The following is a 16,107-nucleotide window of genomic DNA, read 5'->3' as shown; positions in this document are numbered from 1 at the left end:
GATGGGCCCGGATCGCTGAGATCCGGGCCCATCTGTCGTTTCAGTAGCCGACGTAGTCCAGGCCGCGCTTGGAGTTGACCACGCCGGGCACGTTCGACACCGAGCCGTAGCGCGAGATCGCGTACCGCACGCCCGCGATGATGTTGTCCACCGGGTCGTAGATGTTCTTGTGCCCGGCCAGCGAGTACGAGCTGAACGTCGGGTCGATGGTCTGCATGAGGCCCTTGGACGGCGTGCCCTTGGCCGCGTTGGAGTCCCAGTTGTTGATCGCGTTGGGATTCCCGCCGGACTCGTGCTGGATGATCATCCAGATGTCGCTGGCGTTCATCTTCGAGGTCGGCACGCCGTTCTTCGCCAGGATCGCGATGGCCTGCTCGATCCACTCCTTGACCTGGCCCGTCGGCGCGGGACCGCCTCCGGCGGGCGGAGGGCCGCTGGGGCCGTAACCCCCGAAACCGGACGGGCCACCGCCGCCGGGCCCGTTCCCGCCGGCCCCTTGCAGGGTGGTGCGCGGCTGGTACTCGGGATCCGGCTCCCATTCGATCTTCCGCCCGGGCGCCGGTGTGAACTCCTGCGTGGAGACATCCGGGATCGCGTGGAACGTGAGCGTGCGATCGTCCAGGAGCCCGTTGATGTCCTTCTTGGCCTTGCTGACCGCCTTGTTCGCCGAGTCCACCCATGGCTGGGCCTCGGTCTTGGCCTGCTCGACCAGCTTCCTCAACCCGGGCTCCACGTCCGCCTCCTTGGCGTCGGGGTGCTCGCGGTAGTAGGTGGTCTTGTAGGTGGCGGCGCTGGTGGTCAGGTCCCGGCAGATGGAGCTGATCTCGGTGTGCGAGGTACGCAGCGCCGAGGCGGCGGTCTCGAGCGAGGACGCGGAGTTGGACAGCGCCAGCTTCAGGTCCTCGGCCGCCGTGCCGTACTTGCGCATGTAAGTGGCGAACTGGTCGGAGGAGCGGCCCTTCCAGGCGTCGTCCACCGCCTGGACCGCGGCCCCCAGCGCGCCGTCGAACTCGTTGACGTCGCCCGACACGCTGCGCCAGGCGGTGGCGATCTTGTCGATGGCGCCGGGGTCGCCGGTCACCTTGTTCAGCATGGTGTCGAGCGCGTCGCCTCCGGGCAGGTGGGCGACGCTCATGAGGTCGCCCTGTGCGCCTTGCGGATGTTCTCCTCCACGTTGCTCAGACCCCGCTCGACCCCGCCGAGCTTCCTGCGGGCCTGGTCCATCTCGCCGATCACGGCGGTCCAGACGCCGTTCGCGGCCGTGGCCAGCGTGCCGGAGTCGTCCAGGTGGCCGAAGGTGGTGGCGGCGACGGCGGTGCGGTTGTTGTGCGGCTCACCGCGGTCGTCGTAGGTGAGTTTGCCGGGGTTGCGTTCGTTCAGCGTCTCCTCGTACTGGCCGGCGGCCTTGTGGATGGCTGTGCGGCACTTGTCCAGCGCCGAGAGGTAGATCTCCAGATCGGCCATCATTCTCCCCGTGTCTTGTCCGCGTCCAGGTATGCCGTCTGCGTCAGGCGCGCGCCGTATCGCCGGTCGACCAGGAAGCCGCGGCCCGGCGGCAGTGTCTGAGGCCGTACGTTGCCGAACAGGTAGCCCTCGTCCTTGTTGCCGGACATGAGCAGCGCCGGTGTGGCCATGTCCTTCATGCGCTGGATGACCGGGTCGAACATGGCACGGCCCGCGCCGCCCATCTGGCGGGCCAGCACGACGTGCAGGCCGATGTCGCGGGCCTGCGGCAGCAGGTCCACCAGCGGGTGCAGCGGGTTGGACGAGGTCGCGACCAGGTCGTAGTCGTCGACGATGATGTACAGGTCGGAGCCCTGCCACCAGCTGCGGTCGCGCAGCTGCTCGGGCGTCAGGTTGGCCGGGGGCAGGCGGCTCAGCAGGGCGCCCTTGGCGTCGTTGATCAGGTCGGCGGCGGCCGCGCTGGAGGCGGCGTACCCGATGCGGTGCGGGGTCACCGCCGAGTCGAGCAGCGCCCTGCGGTAGTCGATCACGATCATCATGGCTTCGCTCGGCTGCTTGCGTGCCACCAGCCCCTCGGAGATGAGCCGCAGCAGGTTCGACTTGCCGCTCTCGTTCTCGCCGAAGACCACGAAGTGCGGGTCGGCGTCGAAGTCGAGGGAGACGGGCGCCAGCGCCGCCTCGTCGATGCCGATCGGGATCCGCTCCCGGTCGTCCGGCAGCGCGGAGACGGGCAGGACGGCGGGGAGCAGCCTGACCCGCGGCGCGGGCGTGCCCTGCCAGGAGTCCCGTACGGCCTGCACCAGCGAGCGGGCCCCGGCCGCCAGGTCGGTGGAGTTCTGCACCCCGTCGATCCTGGGCAGCGCGGTCAGGAAGTGGAACCCGTCCTTCGTCAGCCCCCGGCCCGGCGCCGCCTCCGGCACGGCCAGCGCCTTCTTCCTGCTGACCTCCGACTCGTAGGCGTCGCCGAGCTTCAGCTCGATCTTGGTGCCGAGCAGGTCACGGATGCTCGGCCGGAACTCCGACCACTTGTTGGTCGCGGCGACGAGGTGGATGCCGTAGCCGAGCCCGCGCGCCGCGATGTCGGTGATGGTCGGCTCCAGCGAGTCGAACTCCTGCCTGAGCGTCAGCCAGCCGTCCACGACCAGGAACACGTCGCCCCAGCCGTCGCTCTCGATCGCGCCCTCCGCGCACAGCTGCCGGTAGGAGGCCATCGACTCGATGCCGTGCTCGCCGAAGTCGCGCTCGCGCTGCTCCAGGATGGCGCCGATCTCGGCCACCGTACGGCGTACCCGGTCGCCGTCGAGGCGGGTGGCCACGCCGCCGACGTGCGGGAGCCCTTCGAGCGAGGCGAGCGCGCCACCGCCGAAGTCGAGGCAGTAGAACTGGACCTCGCGCGGCGTGTGCATGAGCGCCATGCTGGCCACGAGCGTACGCACGACGGTGCTCTTGCCGCTCTGGGTGCCGCCCGCCACCCCGACATGTCCGGCGGCGCCGGAGACGTCCAGCCAGAACGGGTCACGGCGCTGCTCGAACGGCTTGTCGATGATGCCGATGACGGCGTGCAGCTGACCCCGGCCCTGCCAGCCCGCGGTCGTCAGGCCGAACTCGGGGGTGACGGAGAGCGGGGGCAGCAGGTGCGCCAGGGTAGGCGGCTCGGCCAGCGGCGGCAGCCAGATGCGGTGCGCGCCGGGGCCGTGCCCGGCCAGCCGGCCGACCACGACGTCGAGCAGGCTGCGCTGGTTGCCGCCCGCGGGCTCTTCCTGCTCCGGCTGCGTCGCCACCTGGACGGGCTTGGTGATCTCGGGCAGCGGCATGTAGGCGGGGCCGTACTCGACGACCTCGCGGATCGCCGCCGTGCCGTCGGGGGCGACCGCCTGCGCCGGGTCGTCGTGGTGGGCGCCGGAGACGTAGGCGGCCTTGAACCTGGTCATACCGGTCGTGTCGAACTTCAGGTAGCCGTTGCCCGGCGCCGACGGCAGCTCGTACGCGTCCGCCACGCCCAGCACGACCCGGCTCTCCATGGCGGAGAACGTCCGCAGGCCGATCCGGTAGGACAGGTGGGTGTCCAGGCCGCGCAGCCGCCCCTCCTCCAGCCGCTGGGAGGCCAGCAGCAGGTGCACGCCGAGCGAGCGGCCCAGCCGGCCGATCATCACGAACAGGTCGATGAACTCGGGCTTGGCCGACAGCAGCTCGCTGAACTCGTCCAGCACGATGAACAGCGTCGGCATCGGCCGCAGGTCGGCGCCCTGCTCGCGGGCCCGCTCGTAGTCGCGCAGCGAGGCGTAGTTGCCCGCCGCGCGCAGCAGCTCCTGCCGGCGCACCATCTCGCCGTGCAGGGCGTCGTGCATGCGGTCGACCAGGGGGAGCTCGTCCTCCAGGTTGGTGATGACGGCGGAGACGTGCGAGAGCCCCTCCAGGCCGAGGAACGTCGCGCCACCCTTGAAGTCGACCAGGACGAAGTTGAGGATCTCGGAGGAGTGGGTGATCGCCAGGCCCAGTACGAGCGTGCGCAGCAGCTCCGACTTGCCGGAGCCGGTCGCGCCGATGACCAGGCCGTGCGGGCCCATCCCGCCCTGCGCGGACTCCTTGATGTCCAGCTCGACCACCCGGCCGTCGCCGCCCATGCCGATGGGCACGCGCAGCCGGTTGCGGCCCGCTCTGGGCTGCCAGGTGACCGCGGGCGAGAGCCGGCCCGGGTCGCCCACGCCGAGCAGCTCGGTCAGCGTGGTGTTGGTGCCGAGCAGGTCCTCCGACTCGCCGCCGGAGCCCGCCGAGGCCCGCAGCGGCGCGAGCTGCCTGGCCAGGCCCTCCGCGCGCGCGTAGTCCAGCTTGTCGGGGTCGCCCAGCCGGGTCGTGGACCGCTTGCCCGCGTGGTCGATCTTCACCATGTGGAACCCGTCGGGCTGGATCTCCAGCCGCAGCGTGCTGGCCTCCTCGACCGGCCCCGTCGCCTCCGACAGGTCGAGCACCGTGACGCCCTGGATGGCGTCGCTGCCGAGCTGGGAGTCGTGCGGCACGTGCCCGCCGTCCACGATCACCACGTGGTACGGCAGCGCGTCCGACGCCGTGCCCGGACGGAACCTGGCCCGCTCCTTCAGCTCGTCGCCCACGAGCTGGTCGAGCTGGGACATGTTCTCACCCATCAGCCGCACCTGACCGGCCGCGTCCATCTCCTCGGGGTGCAGCGCGTGCGGCAGCCACTTGACCCAGTCCCAGTGGGGCATCGACTCCTTGCCGGCGCACACCAGGACCCGCATGTCGTCGGGGGAGTGGAAGGTGACGAGCTGGGCGATGATCGCCCGTACGAGGCCGCGTACGGCCCGCGGATCCCCGCTGAGGTGGATCCGGGCGAAAGAGTTGAGCGCCACCGCCACGGGCAGCTCGGACACCGTGGAGTGGGCCCGTACGAACCTGCGCAGCGCGCCGGCCGTCAGCGCGTCGAGGTCCTCGACCGGCTTGGAGTCGGGCGGGATGAGCTGCACGGCCAGCTTCTGCACGCCGGTGCCGAGGCGTACCGTGCCGAAGTCGTCGTCGCGGGGCCTGCGCTCCCACAGGCGCGGCCCCATGGCCACCCACCAGAGCGCTTCGGGGGCGGGGCCGCTCCACTCCAGTGCCTCGCGCTGCTGGACGGCGGCCTTGCGGACCCTCTTGCGGATCTGGGAGAGGTAGCGGAAGTAGTCGCGGCGCAGGCCGTTGAGGCGGTTCTTGCGTTCGCCCGCGTTGCGGCCGAACTGGCCGACCGTCATGCCCAGCATCGAGACCGCGAACAGGCCGCTGGCCACGTACATGATGGGGTTGGCGTTACCGCCCGCGGTGAACATCAGCCCCATGGCCGCCCCGCCTGCCAGCATGGGGACGTACATGAGGACGCCGGTCATGCCGGCGGGCTGCACCTCGGGGATCTCCGGCGGGGACTCCAGCAGGATCTCCCCACGCGGTGGCTGGGGGCTGGGACGGCGTTCAGGACGCCGAACAACAACAATGCTCACTGGCGGGACAACCCTCCTGTCACCTGGAACACTTTCTTACCAGACGTGCCATCCCTATATGTTCGGCATGTCGGATTTCGTCAGCCAGACCTGGAGTGGCCGTGACCTCGCTCGCCCACCAGCCGATGCAGCCCATGCGGCCGATGCCGCCCGGGCCGCCCGGGCTGCCGCCGACGCACCCAGGCGCTCAGCCGCAGATGCGCGCGCCGGTGGCGCCGTTGTGCCACGTCACGATCGTGGCCCCGCGCCGCCGCGTCGATCTGGCGCTGCCTGCCGACATCCCGCTCCCACACGTGCTGCCCGGCCTGCTGCGCGCGGTCGGCGAGGTCGGCGGCGACGCGGCCGGACCGCCCGGCTGGGTGCTCCAGCGGCTCGGAGGCGCGCCGTTCGACCTCGGGCAGACGCTCGCGTCCCTGGGCGTGCTGGACGGCGAACTGCTCTACCTGCGGCCGCGCGAGCTCACGTTGCCGCCCGCGCTCTTCGACGACGTGGCCGACGTGGTCGCCACGGGCGTCAAAGACAGCTCGGGCAAGTGGGAGGCCCGCCACACCCGGGCCATGGGCGCGGGCGCCGCCGCCATCATGCTCGCGCTCGGCGCTCCCGCGCTGGTGCTGTCCGGGAGCGCGCCGCTGGGCGTGACGGTGGTCGCGGGCATGCTCGCGCTGCTGCTGATCGGCGTCAGCGCGGCCCTGTCCAGGGCCGTCGGCGACTCCTCCGCGGGCGCGCTGATCGGCTACGCGGCGCTGCCGTACGCGTTCCTGGCCGGCCTGTACGGCCTGGTCAGCGGCTCCACCCTGGTCGGGCTCGGCGCCCCGCACCTGCTGGCCGCGCTGACCTGCACCGCGCTGGTGGCCACCATCGGCGGCACCGTGGTGGCCGACGGAGTCGCGGGTTTCCTCGGTACGGCCATCGCGACCGTGGCGGGGGCACTGGCGGCCGCCATGGTCATGGTGTTCGCCCTGCCCGCGGCCGGCGTGGCCGCGATGACGGTGACGATCCTGATCGCGTTCAGCCCGCTGATCCCCACGCTGTCGTTCCGGATCGCCAGGGTGCCGCTGCCGGCCCTGCCCACCAACGCCGAGGAGCTGCGGGCCGACAACCAGCGGCTGGACAGCGAGGGCGTCCTGGCCCGCACCGCGCAGGCCCGCCGGTACGCGACCGGCATGGTCGTCGGCATCGTGCTCACCGCCATCGGCGCGATCGCCTTCCTGGTCACCACGCCGACCTGGATGGCGGTCTCGATGACCGTCGTGCTCTCGCTGGTGCTGCTGCTGCGCGCCCGCGTCTTCCACGGCCTCGGCCAGCGGCTCTGGCTGCTGGGCACCGGCCTGGCCGGGCTGATCGCGGTGGGGATCGAGCTGAGCGCGGGCGCGGGCACGGTGGCCGCCGCGGCCGTCGTGATGGGCGTGCTCTGGCTGGCGATGCTGGTCGTCGGGCTCGGCCTGTGGCTGCCGTCCGGGCGGCTCTCGCCGTTCTGGGGGCGTGCGGGCGAGATCGTGGACGTCATCCTGCTGATCGCGCTCTTCCCGCTGGCGCTGGGCGTCCTCGACGTCTACACGTGGATCCGCGGCCTGGCGGGCTGACCGCCGCGGGCCGCCCCGGACCGCCTCGGACGACCCGCCGAGGCGGCCCGGCGGGTCAGATGTCGCGGGGATCCTGCTCGCCCAGCCGCCGGAGCCGGTCGTTCCGCTCGGCCGTCTCCGCGCCGAACATGTCCTGGAACTCGGCGAACTGCCGCTGGATCTCCTCCAGCCCGATGATCTGCGACTGCGGCACGGCCAGCAGCTCCTGGGCCTGGCGCCCCTGGTCCTCCTGGGCCTGGCGCACCGCCTGGACGACCTCCTCCGCCAGGGTCCTGACGTCCAGCCGCAGCACGCGCGGCGAGAAGACCACGTTCTGGAGCCGGCCGTCGGCGTCCACGACCGCGGTGGTCAGGCCGCTGCGGCTCTCCCCCTTGCCAGTGATCAACTGCAGCTCGGCGGCGGCCGCGGTCAGGCGCGAGAGCTCGCGCTCGTTGTCCCGCAGGAGTTTGTCCACGTCGTCGTCGGTGTAGTCCATGACACGCCACGCCATCGGCGCCGGGTTAACTGGAGGCGATCACAGGCTGGCGAGCCGCTGAATCGATCATGAAGATCGAAGCAAGTGTGCCACTTCGTAGCGATATGTGAATAAGAATGCCGATTTGTGGGGCAACAACAGGGTAAAACGGGGCAAGAGATCTACGTCACCTCCTCCACCATCGCGCACACGCGAAAGCGCGTCGACGAGGAGCTGCATCCGAACGTGGAGTTCATCCACGGGCTCATGTCGTACACGGCCGTGGGCGGGCTCGGCTTCGGGGCGATCGGCGGCGTGATGATCGGCGGCGCTTACGAGGAGTTCCGCCGCTGGGCGGACACCACGTTCACCGAAATGGAAGACGCCGTGGAGAGCTGGTCGGACGCCCTCGAACGGGCCAGGCGCAACTGGCGCGCGGCCGAGGAGGCCAGCATCGTGAGGTACCGCGGCTGATGGGCACGCCAGATCCCTGGGGCGGCGCCCCGGACCCCTGGGCGCACACCCGGACCCCGCCGGCCACCCAGGCGCCTCCTGGCAATCCCTACGGCACGCCGGCCCAGCCGGGCGCCCCGGACCCCATGGCGCGGGCGGCCACGCCGCCGCAGCCGGCCGCCCCGGATCCCTGGGCGCACACCCGGCCCCCGGCGCCAGGCCAGCCGGTGCCCGCCAATCCCTACTCCAACCCGTACGCCACCCCGAATCCCTATTCCACGACGCCCACCAGCCCGCGCCCGTACCAGCCGTACACGCAGCCCAGGCCCGTTCCCGGCAACCCCTACGCCCAGCCCGTAACCCACACCCCCCAGAACTACGCCGCCAACGGCGCCCAGCGCGCGAACCTGGGCACTGGGAGGTTCGGTCCGGCTCCGGAGATGAACGCGGCCCGCTCGTCCCTGCCGTCGCTGGGGGAGAAGGCGCTCAACATGCTGAAAAGGGCGGGCAAGCTCGCCCTGGGCCTGGCTCCCGCCATCGCCATCTGCGGCGGGATGCTCGCCAACGAGCCGGGCATGGCCCAGGCGGTCAGCGTCTGGCAGAGCGGCATGGCCCAGCGGCTCGACGGCGGTATGAAGAACCTGCTTCCGCAGCTGCGCGACACGGCCAAGGACGGCTGGATCGCGATGGACCGCGACGAGTTTGACCGGGTGCTGTGGACCTTCCAGCGCGAGTCCGAGGTGCTGCGCAACGTCCTGAACACGGGAGGCAGCTCGCTCGACGAGGTCGCGGCGGCCTACCGGAGCTTCTGGACCTGGGTCCTGCGCACGTCGGCCGCCGCGCTCGGTCTGCTCATCGCCGCCAAGGCGCTGCAGCGGGTGCCGCAGAGCTCGGTGTGGGGGGTGCTGATGGAGAAATACATCACGGCCGAGGTCAACATCGCCACGCTCTTCCTGGCCACCTCGCTGGCCAGCACCCTGAAGGAGGGCGGCGAGGTGCTGTCGACCATGGTGAAGCGGAACCACCAGTGGAACTACATCACGCCGGCCGGCGAGGCCGCGGTCAACTTCAAGTCGATCGAGATCGACGCCAAGAAGTACCCCTCCTTCTCGGAGCCCGCCAAGAAGAACGGACTGCCCCCGCGCTACCAGGACTTCGACTGGATCGAGCCGAAACGGGAGATCTCCAAGCCCTGAGGATAGGGTGGTGGTAAAAGCGGCTTCTGTGGCTTGTGGGGTGTGAGGGATGGCCGAAGGGGACTTCGGGGGGCTGGACATCGACCGGATCCTCCGGAACGCCGACCAGCAGATGGCGCGGGCCGGCGAGCTCCAGCGGGTCCTGCAGGACCTGACGGGCCGTGCCCAGGACGAGGACGGGTTCGTCGTGGCCGAGTTCGGCAGCACGGGGCTCAAGGAGCTCCTCCTGCATCCCAAGGCCATGCGCCTCAACTCGGCCGAACTGGCCGAGCGCATCAAGGCCGTCATCGCGGAGGCCTCCGCCGATCTGCAGCGGCGGATATCCGAGCAGATGGGGAACGTCTTCGGCGAGGAGGACAATCCGATGCGCTTCGGCCACGACCCCGAAGGGGTCATGGATCTGATACGGCAAGCAGGCGCGGCCTATGACCGCACCCACGAGGACCTCATGGGAGAGCTGGACAGGATCCGGCAGCGCATGGAGGGCTGATGAACGTGTGAAGGCCCGGCTCACGTCGTGTGGGCCGGGCCTCTGCGTTTCGTCAGCCGATGCGGTCGGGGCTGGTCTGGTGCGGGGAGGACCAGATGTCCCCTTCGGGGTCGTAGATCTCGCGGTCGCGCTCGCTGCTCTGGTCGCCGCCGCCCGCGCCCATGCCGCCCGGCGGGTACGCCATGAGCCCCGGTCCCGAGGTCCCCGGCCCGCCGCGGAGCACCGCCGGAGCGGCCCCCGATCCCGAGCCGCCCATGCCGTACCAGGTGCCCGGGCCGCCGCCGCTCTGCCCCGGAACCGGGGAGAACGGGGTGCTCGTCGGCATCTGCGTGGTGGGCGGATTGGTGAGCAGGTTGGGTGTGGACTGCTGCGGGTAACCCGTGGTCGGCGTGGTGGTGGGGTAAGTCGGGTTGCCGGCGTCGGCGAGCTGGGTCTTCGGCGGGTCGGCGCCGATCACCGGAGGCACGCTCTGGTCCTGGTCCCCGGGCTTCTGCGGCGAGCCGCCGGTGCCCGTGCCGTTGCCGGGCTGCTGGGGGTCGGAGGGGTCCTGGGTTCCCGTGGACGGGTCGTCCTGACCCTTGCCCGGGTCCTGGCCCGGATCATCCCGCCCCGGGTCCTGGTCCTTGCCGGGGTTCTGGTCGCCCTTGCCGTCGGAGCCGTCACGGCCGCCGCCGGTGCCGTCGCCGCCGTTCGAGCCCTTCGAGCCGTCGCCTGTGCCGTCGCCGGTCCAGTACTTCGTCTCGCCCGACGGCGTCTTGGTGCCGCTGCCGGGGTCGATGTGCTCCGCCTGCTGGGTATCCACCACCATGGGGTTGATCTTGGGCAGCTTGAACGCCAGACCGTCGGCGATCTGCGCGTTCAGCTCATTGATCTTGTTGTTGAGCTTCTCCAGATGCGACCGGGCCGCCTGGTCCACGAGATACCCGGCGCTGGTGCCCCACTGCAGGTTGGGGTTCGTCGAGGGCTCGTTGTCGACATTGGTCGTGGTGCTGAGGGTGGTGGGCCCAGGCATGCTCGTCTTGGACGTCCTGAGCTGCTGGGCGTACTCGACCATCGGCTTGCCGGTCTGCTCCATGGCGTCGCCGAGCGCGGCGGCGCTCGCGTGCAGCAGCCGCAGCGCCTCCAGCGCCGCGGTGGCCCCATCGCCGCGCCAGACCGCGGAGAGCTCCTCAGCGGCCTTCCAGAGCGCGCCCTCGAGCCCGTTCTTGCCGTGGACCACCGCGGCCGCCTTGACGTAGCTGTTTCCGGCGTTCTCGATGCGGTCCGGGTCGGTGTCCTTCAAATAGGAGACGATCTGGGCCCTGGTGGTGAGAGGGCCGGGCTTGGATTCGCCGAGGTAGGTATAGAGCCTGATCGGCTTCCACTCGTCACCCATCTACGCCATCCCTGCCGTTAACTCACGCACTGCTGTCCCGGTGCCCTTTTTCGTAGTTGGAGACGGCCTGCTCGACCGCCGCGGCCCACTTCTCGACGTAGTCGGCGAGCTGGCTGTAGCTCTCGCCGAACACCTTGTACGCCGTTTCGAAGTTGGCGCCGAAGTTGCTGGCCACCTCCCACGTGCCAGTTGACTCCGGCCCGACGTTCCCGAGCCCCTCCACCTCGCTGATCGTGCCGGGGCCGCTCCAGGTGGCGCTCATCGACGGGTGCGGGTCGCCGTGCGTGGAACCCAAGGCCGTGCGCAGGTTTTTGAGGGCGTCCCTGATCGCCTCGTGATCCGCGTACGGCCCGCGGTTGTCGTTCCCGCTGAGGCCGGGGAAGTCCTTGGCGAGCTCCAGCTTCGGGACCGGCGTGTCGTTGTCGTCCGGATAGCTCACGCCTTGCCTTTCGCGTCACCCTTGATGAGGTGGTTGGTCGTGGTCACGTCGCTCCTGAAGAGGTCCTCGTCCTCCAGGAGGAACGTGGTCCGTTCCCTCTCCTGCCTATCCTGTCCGCCGCCCTGGCCGCCGGACAACGGGACCGCCGGGACCATGGAGGACCCGCCGCCCAGTCCGCGCAGACCGGCCGCGTTCGCGCCGTTGCCCGCGCCGAAGGCGCCTCCTCCCGCGCCCGACCCGCCGTACGGGCTGCCGATGCCCGTGGTGGGCAGGCTGGTGGACGGGTTGGACAGGCTCGGATCCGGCATCCCAGCCAGGGACGTCGTCGGGCGACCGGTGTTCGGGCCGTGGAAGCCGTTCAGGTTCGCGTTCGCGTTCGGGTTCGCGGCGGAGGGGTCGATCAGGCCGGGGTTGTTGCCGCTGTTCTGGCCGTTCGTTCCGATCCCGTTCTGGCCGTTCCCGATTCCCGTGTCCCCCATCCCGTCCGTGCCGTTGGGAAACGTGCTCGTCGGGGTGGTGATGGTGTCCATGCCGGGGATCTGGTGCAGGCTGGGGTCCTGCATGCCGTCCTGGTTCAGGCGGTCGAAGCCGCTCGTCGGGTCATACGGCTGATTGAGGCCGGCCGGGATGTTGCCGCCGATCACCTTCTTCCCGCCGAACGGGTCGGTGGGAAACTGCGGCGTCAGTGCGGCGAACTGGGGGATCTCGGTCCTGAGCTCGGGGGGGAACACGTCGTTGTTGAGCTTGGTGTCCTGGCTCAGCAGCTTGATGGCCTCGGCCGCCTTCTTCCTGTCCTTCTCCTCCTTGGTATCGCCCCACAGGTTCGCGAACGGGAGGTCGCTGATGAAGCGGGTGATACCGCCGACGAGGACGCCCACGCCGGCGCCGATCACCACGCCCGGCACGGATCCCACTCCGCCGCAGAAGACGCCGATGGCACCCCCGATCGCGGCGCCCGTGACGGCGGCCTCTCCGAAGTCGATGTCACTGCCGGGGTTGTCGGGTACGTCTCCCTTGGCCACCGAAAGCGTTTTGGCGTGAACGAGGAGCGCGGGGGCGACACCGTGCGGGTTCTTCGGGGGGTTCTTCGCATCGACGGGCTGGTCGCTGACCGTGGTCGAGACGTCCGCCGCCGCCTCGCGCAGCTTGCGCAGCTGCGCTTTGACGGTCTTGGCGTCCTCGCCCGACGTCCAGCGGTCGTTCAGCTCCCGCAGATGCTTGTCGACCACATCGACGAGATTGTCCAGCCGTACCTTGCCTTCGAGGAGTTCGACCGCGGCCTGGTTCATGAGCTGGGGGTTGTTCTTGGCCAGCGTGTCCCGGAGCAGATCGAGCGTTATGCCCTCGAACTCGATGCTGCCGATCTCATCCCTGATGGGCGCCCGATACTCGACCATCAGGTCTGCACCGCCTTCGACCTGCCCTCGCTGTCCGCCTCGACGGTGTCGTAATTCTTCAGCGCCTGCTCGAGCAGGTCGATGACGTTCTTCACCTGTTCGGTGATGTTCGTGTAGGTCATGGTGACGGCGCTGATGCCCTTGTTGGTGCTCCGCTGGAAACCCGTGGCCGCCGGCCAGAGCCCGCCGAGGGCGTAAGGGTCGTTGCTCAGCTGCATGGCCGGGCCGGACTCCGTGAAGATGGCCTTCCCAGTGCCGCCGCCGCCCGCCTTGCCACCCTGTTTACCGGGGTCCAGCATGGCGAGGGCCTCTTCCAGGTCCGCCTTGGCCGCCTTGATCGCTCTCCGGCTGAGCTCTACCCCGCCGTTGTCGCTGCCCATGTTCCCCCTCTGGTGTCGGCCCCCGCGCTACGCCTTACCTACCGTCGAAGATCTGGGAGTTGATCTTCTCGACCTGCTGCATGTTCAGGTTCGTGATGTTGATGTTCTTCTTCATCAGGTCGACGAACTGCGACATGTCGTTGGCCTCGCGCTCCCAGAGCTGCCTGACCTCGTCGAAGACGGTCTTGGTCTGGCCCTGCCAGATCGCGCTCTTGGCGAGCAGGTCCCGCTCCAGGCCGTCCAGGGTGGTGACCATGTCGTTGAACGCCCTGGCGAAGGCGTCCTCACCCTCGCCGAGGCCGGCGTAGTTGACCTTTGTGATATCGAAAATGTCTTCCGCGGGCATCGCGGCCTCCCGTGCGGCTAGTTGGTCCTCGTCACCGATGCAGCGCTGGTCAACGCGACAGCGGCGCGGCGTTGATCAGGTTGGAGATCTGGTTGATCGCCTCGGTCCGCTCCTGGTTGAACGAGGCGTAGTTCGTGTTGCTCGTCCCGATGTTCTCCGCCAGGCGGCGCAGGCTGCCGAGGATGACGTCCATCCGCTCGTGCCACTTCTTGTGGACGGCGTCGAACGCGGCCTCCGACTGGCCGACCCAGTGGTGCTTGAGGCTGATGCCGGCCTGGTCGAGGTTCAGCTGGATGCCGCGCAGGCGCTCGGCGGCGTCCTCGATGAGAGTGATCGCGGCCTTGAGATCGGCTTCACTTACTTGAGTCTGCGGTTCTGCCCCCACAGGGTCTCCCTCCCTTGCTGGTTGGCTGACTCGGGCCGACTACCCAAGTCGGCCTGTTTGGTCACATTAGTGACCATCCGCCACTAGCGTCGCATGTGATCACGTTAATTTTCCATATCATCGGGGCGGATCGTGGGTGTATTGACAGAATGTGGTTGTTTGGGCCCTTGCTTCTGGTGAGTGGTAACTGGCCGTATCTGCCTATGCGGCACCTGTGCGGCTGACGTAACGTATGGGCCGATCGTGACAAGGGGGGCACGTGTCCAACTCATCCTCGTCCAGCAACCCGTTCGCCAATCTCGGTCTAGGCGGCGGCTCGAGCTCCCTCGACCCGACGTCCATCGACCCCAACTTCAAGATGAAGCACTCCAGCGTCCGCACGCTGGGGACGAACGTGGCCGGCTACGGCCAGGACCTCACGGACATGAGCGCCAGGACCCGGGCCATCGATGTGCATGAGGGGGCGTTCGGCGCGATCGGCGGCGGTCTCAACGTCGCCCATCGCTCGGTGCGCGACTCCGCGGCCGACGCGCTGAAAGAGGCCAGGGAGGTGCTCGAGTCGTGGAAGAAGGCGCTCGCCGCCGCGGCCGACAACACCCAGCAGGCCGAAGAGGCCAGCAAGCCCGAGAAAAAGGGCGGCGGCAAACTGCCAGGAGGTCCGGGTGGGCTGGGCAAGCTGCCCAAGAGCGGCGTCAACCCCGACGACCTGAAGATCGACAAGCCTTCGGCAGATGACCTGAAGCAGCCGGACATCCCGAAGCCGGACATCCCGAAGCCGGACATCCCGAAGCCGGACATCCCGGGGTCCGACATCAAGCAGCCGGACATCGACCAGCCCAACATCGATCAACCGAACATCGACCAGCCCAAGATCGACCAGCCCAATCTTGACCAGTCCGACATCAAGCAGCCGGATGTCAAGACCCCCGACCTGAGCGACCTCAACCAGACGCCCAAGACCAACCTGGAAGGTCTCAACCCCAGCCTGCCGACCTCGACCACACCGCAGGTCCCCAGCACCCCCGGCTACGACCCGCGCGCCTCCGTGCCGCGCACGTCGGTCGGCGTGCCGGACAGCGGGGTGGGATACACCGCCGGCGGCGGCTCGCCAGGTACGGGCACGGGAGCGCCGGGGAGCATCGCCCGCGCACTGAACAGCGGGACACCGCTCTACCCCATGACGCCCGGGATGGGGGGCGGAGCCGGCCAGGAGGAGAAGGACCGCGAGCGCGGTCCCCACCTCGGCGAGGACGAGGCGGTCTGGGAGACGGACGAGGACATCACGCCGGCGGTGCTCGGCAGGGAGGAGTAGCAGAGCGATGGCTGTAGGTTACGGCGATTACGCGACCTTCACCGCTTCCCTGGGGGGTGTGCTGGCGGCGGCGACAGTCCTACCGTACGCCTACCCCATCGCCGGGTTGATGGGGCTGCTGGTCTCGGACCCGGCTGCGCAGTACCGGGCCGCCGACCAATGGCTCAACGAGACCCCGGTCGGCATGGGGCCGGAAAAGGGCTCGACGGCGCAGTCCGGGCCGGCCGTGCACAAGAAGGGCGTCAGCGACCTGGCCTACCTGCGCAGCGAGCTGAAGCGGCTGAGCAAGGACATCGGCGAATCCGAGGAGTGGCTGGGACGAGGTTACAACTCGTTCCTGAAGAAGGTCGAAGAGCTGGACGGGCACCTGGACACGCTCGACCGGAACAGGGTCGACTGCGGGAACACCCTTCGGTGCTCGGCGCTCGCCTTCCGTGTCCTTGAGGGCTTCTGCGCGCTCGTCAGTGCTTGTCTGGTGAGCTTGGCGATGTACGTGGCCCCACTCCGGCTCACGCCGGCCGGGCCGTCGGCCGAGGCGGTGGCGATCAACTGGGTGACGAGATTGCACAACGTCATGGCGAAGATCCTCGAGAACCACCTCAAGCTCGTCGTGAAGGGCACGCTCATCCTGGCGGGCGGAAGCGTCATCTACAACCAGCTCGCGCACGAGCTGCCCGGCATGCGGCCCGTGTCGCTCGAGAAGCCGAAGCTGCTGGATGCCAAGGCCATGTGGAACGCCGCGGACGCGGACATCAGCGACGACCCGGAGAGCAAGCTCGACACCGGCGCTCTCAAGCAACCGTCGCTGCTGCCGGAGATCGGCTGGTGACGTCAGGGGCCCCGA

At 69.4% G+C, this 16,107-nt stretch carries 16 protein-coding genes; 6 read left to right on the top strand and 10 right to left on the bottom strand.

What is annotated here, in order from left to right; all coding sequences use genetic code 11:
- Window positions 1–40 precede the first annotated feature (40 nt).
- The 3 genes from AB0L65_RS11080 to eccCa are packed head-to-tail and all read right to left on the bottom strand — an operon-like array spanning window position 41 to window position 5,453.
- Window positions 41–1,135 carry a transglycosylase SLT domain-containing protein gene (locus AB0L65_RS11080; RefSeq protein WP_364243215.1) on the bottom strand — a complete coding sequence of 365 codons (1,095 nt, stop codon included), beginning with the start codon at window positions 1,133–1,135 and terminating at the stop codon, window positions 41–43.
- Window positions 1,132–1,467: a hypothetical protein gene (locus AB0L65_RS11075; RefSeq protein ID WP_350731418.1), complete on the bottom strand. Its 336-nt coding sequence runs from the start codon at window positions 1,465–1,467 to the stop codon at window positions 1,132–1,134. Before AB0L65_RS11075 ends, AB0L65_RS11080 begins: the two co-directional genes overlap by 4 nt.
- Window positions 1,464–5,453, bottom strand: coding sequence for a type VII secretion protein EccCa (eccCa, locus tag AB0L65_RS11070; RefSeq protein ID WP_364243212.1), 3,990 nt, complete (start codon window positions 5,451–5,453; stop codon window positions 1,464–1,466). The genes AB0L65_RS11075 and eccCa overlap by 4 nt, the downstream gene beginning before the upstream one ends.
- Window positions 5,454–5,554: 101 nt before the next feature.
- Between eccCa and eccD the strand changes: the two genes are divergently transcribed.
- Window positions 5,555–7,036 carry a type VII secretion integral membrane protein EccD gene (gene eccD / locus AB0L65_RS11065; RefSeq protein WP_364243209.1) on the top strand — a complete coding sequence of 494 codons (1,482 nt, stop codon included), beginning with the start codon at window positions 5,555–5,557 and terminating at the stop codon, window positions 7,034–7,036.
- Between the two features lie 55 nt (window positions 7,037–7,091).
- On the opposite strand, the gene AB0L65_RS11060 is transcribed toward eccD, so the two are convergent.
- On the bottom strand, window positions 7,092–7,526 hold the full coding sequence (locus AB0L65_RS11060) for a YbaB/EbfC family nucleoid-associated protein (RefSeq protein ID WP_364243206.1): 435 nt from the start codon (window positions 7,524–7,526) through the stop codon (window positions 7,092–7,094).
- A 111-nt stretch (window positions 7,527–7,637) separates the two neighbouring features.
- Here AB0L65_RS11060 and AB0L65_RS11055 point away from each other — a divergent pair, with 111 nt between their 5' ends.
- Genes AB0L65_RS11055 through AB0L65_RS11045 form a run of 3 tightly spaced genes read left to right on the top strand, consistent with a single transcriptional unit; the run spans window position 7,638 to window position 9,629 of the window.
- Window positions 7,638–7,964, top strand: coding sequence for a hypothetical protein (locus AB0L65_RS11055; protein ID WP_350731426.1), 327 nt, complete (start codon window positions 7,638–7,640; stop codon window positions 7,962–7,964).
- The gene (locus tag AB0L65_RS11050) at window positions 7,964–9,139 is read left to right on the top strand and encodes a hypothetical protein (protein WP_364243203.1); all 1,176 of its coding nucleotides are present in this window, start codon (window positions 7,964–7,966) and stop codon (window positions 9,137–9,139) included. The genes AB0L65_RS11055 and AB0L65_RS11050 overlap by 1 nt, the downstream gene beginning before the upstream one ends.
- 49 nt (window positions 9,140–9,188) lie before the next feature.
- The gene (locus tag AB0L65_RS11045; protein ID WP_364243200.1) at window positions 9,189–9,629 is read left to right on the top strand and encodes a YbaB/EbfC family DNA-binding protein; all 441 of its coding nucleotides are present in this window, start codon (window positions 9,189–9,191) and stop codon (window positions 9,627–9,629) included.
- Between the two features lie 52 nt (window positions 9,630–9,681).
- Here AB0L65_RS11045 and AB0L65_RS11040 read toward each other — a convergent pair whose 3' ends face one another.
- Genes AB0L65_RS11040 through AB0L65_RS11015 form a run of 6 tightly spaced genes read right to left on the bottom strand, consistent with a single transcriptional unit; the run spans window position 9,682 to window position 13,951 of the window.
- Complete coding sequence (locus AB0L65_RS11040) at window positions 9,682–11,004, bottom strand: WXG100 family type VII secretion target (RefSeq protein WP_364243198.1); 1,323 nt, start codon at window positions 11,002–11,004, stop codon at window positions 9,682–9,684.
- A gap of 22 nt (window positions 11,005–11,026) precedes the next feature.
- The gene (locus AB0L65_RS11035) at window positions 11,027–11,443 is read right to left on the bottom strand and encodes a hypothetical protein (RefSeq protein WP_364243195.1); all 417 of its coding nucleotides are present in this window, start codon (window positions 11,441–11,443) and stop codon (window positions 11,027–11,029) included.
- Window positions 11,440–12,840, bottom strand: coding sequence for a hypothetical protein (locus AB0L65_RS11030; RefSeq protein WP_364243192.1), 1,401 nt, complete (start codon window positions 12,838–12,840; stop codon window positions 11,440–11,442). The genes AB0L65_RS11035 and AB0L65_RS11030 overlap by 4 nt, the downstream gene beginning before the upstream one ends.
- Window positions 12,840–13,220, bottom strand: a complete 381-nt coding sequence (locus AB0L65_RS11025) for a hypothetical protein (protein ID WP_364243189.1) — start codon at window positions 13,218–13,220, stop codon at window positions 12,840–12,842. The genes AB0L65_RS11030 and AB0L65_RS11025 overlap by 1 nt, the downstream gene beginning before the upstream one ends.
- 34 nt (window positions 13,221–13,254) lie before the next feature.
- On the bottom strand, window positions 13,255–13,566 hold the full coding sequence (locus AB0L65_RS11020) for a WXG100 family type VII secretion target (RefSeq protein WP_364243186.1): 312 nt from the start codon (window positions 13,564–13,566) through the stop codon (window positions 13,255–13,257).
- Window positions 13,567–13,615: 49 nt separating this feature from the next.
- Window positions 13,616–13,951: a WXG100 family type VII secretion target gene (locus AB0L65_RS11015; protein WP_364243183.1), complete on the bottom strand. Its 336-nt coding sequence runs from the start codon at window positions 13,949–13,951 to the stop codon at window positions 13,616–13,618.
- Window positions 13,952–14,210: 259 nt separating this feature from the next.
- Here AB0L65_RS11015 and AB0L65_RS11010 point away from each other — a divergent pair, with 259 nt between their 5' ends.
- Window positions 14,211–15,263, top strand: a complete 1,053-nt coding sequence (locus AB0L65_RS11010; RefSeq protein ID WP_364243180.1) for a hypothetical protein — start codon at window positions 14,211–14,213, stop codon at window positions 15,261–15,263.
- Window positions 15,264–15,270: 7 nt separating this feature from the next.
- Complete coding sequence (locus tag AB0L65_RS11005; protein ID WP_364243178.1) at window positions 15,271–16,092, top strand: hypothetical protein; 822 nt, start codon at window positions 15,271–15,273, stop codon at window positions 16,090–16,092.
- Window positions 16,093–16,107 lie beyond the last annotated feature (15 nt).

Source organism: Nonomuraea sp. NPDC052116, assembly GCF_040680035.1.
Lineage (GTDB): Bacteria > Actinomycetota > Actinomycetes > Streptosporangiales > Streptosporangiaceae > Nonomuraea > Nonomuraea angiospora_A.
Note: the sequence above shows the minus strand (reverse complement) of the source record. Positions and strands in the feature narration are given on the sequence as shown.

What these genes read in the sequence shown, in the direction of transcription:
- AB0L65_RS11080 (WP_364243215.1), bottom strand. Translation starts at nt 1,135, where the DNA reads ATGAGCGTCGCCCACCTGCCCGGAGGCGACGCGCTCGACACCATGCTG.
- AB0L65_RS11075 (WP_350731418.1), bottom strand. Translation starts at nt 1,467, where the DNA reads ATGATGGCCGATCTGGAGATCTACCTCTCGGCGCTGGACAAGTGCCGC.
- AB0L65_RS11060 (WP_364243206.1), bottom strand. Translation starts at nt 7,526, where the DNA reads ATGGCGTGGCGTGTCATGGACTACACCGACGACGACGTGGACAAACTC.
- AB0L65_RS11050 (WP_364243203.1), top strand. Translation starts at nt 7,964, where the DNA reads ATGGGCACGCCAGATCCCTGGGGCGGCGCCCCGGACCCCTGGGCGCAC.
- AB0L65_RS11045 (WP_364243200.1), top strand. Translation starts at nt 9,189, where the DNA reads ATGGCCGAAGGGGACTTCGGGGGGCTGGACATCGACCGGATCCTCCGG.
- AB0L65_RS11040 (WP_364243198.1), bottom strand. Translation starts at nt 11,004, where the DNA reads ATGGGTGACGAGTGGAAGCCGATCAGGCTCTATACCTACCTCGGCGAA.
- AB0L65_RS11030 (WP_364243192.1), bottom strand. Translation starts at nt 12,840, where the DNA reads ATGGTCGAGTATCGGGCGCCCATCAGGGATGAGATCGGCAGCATCGAG.
- AB0L65_RS11025 (WP_364243189.1), bottom strand. Translation starts at nt 13,220, where the DNA reads ATGGGCAGCGACAACGGCGGGGTAGAGCTCAGCCGGAGAGCGATCAAG.
- AB0L65_RS11020 (WP_364243186.1), bottom strand. Translation starts at nt 13,566, where the DNA reads ATGCCCGCGGAAGACATTTTCGATATCACAAAGGTCAACTACGCCGGC.
- AB0L65_RS11005 (WP_364243178.1), top strand. Translation starts at nt 15,271, where the DNA reads ATGGCTGTAGGTTACGGCGATTACGCGACCTTCACCGCTTCCCTGGGG.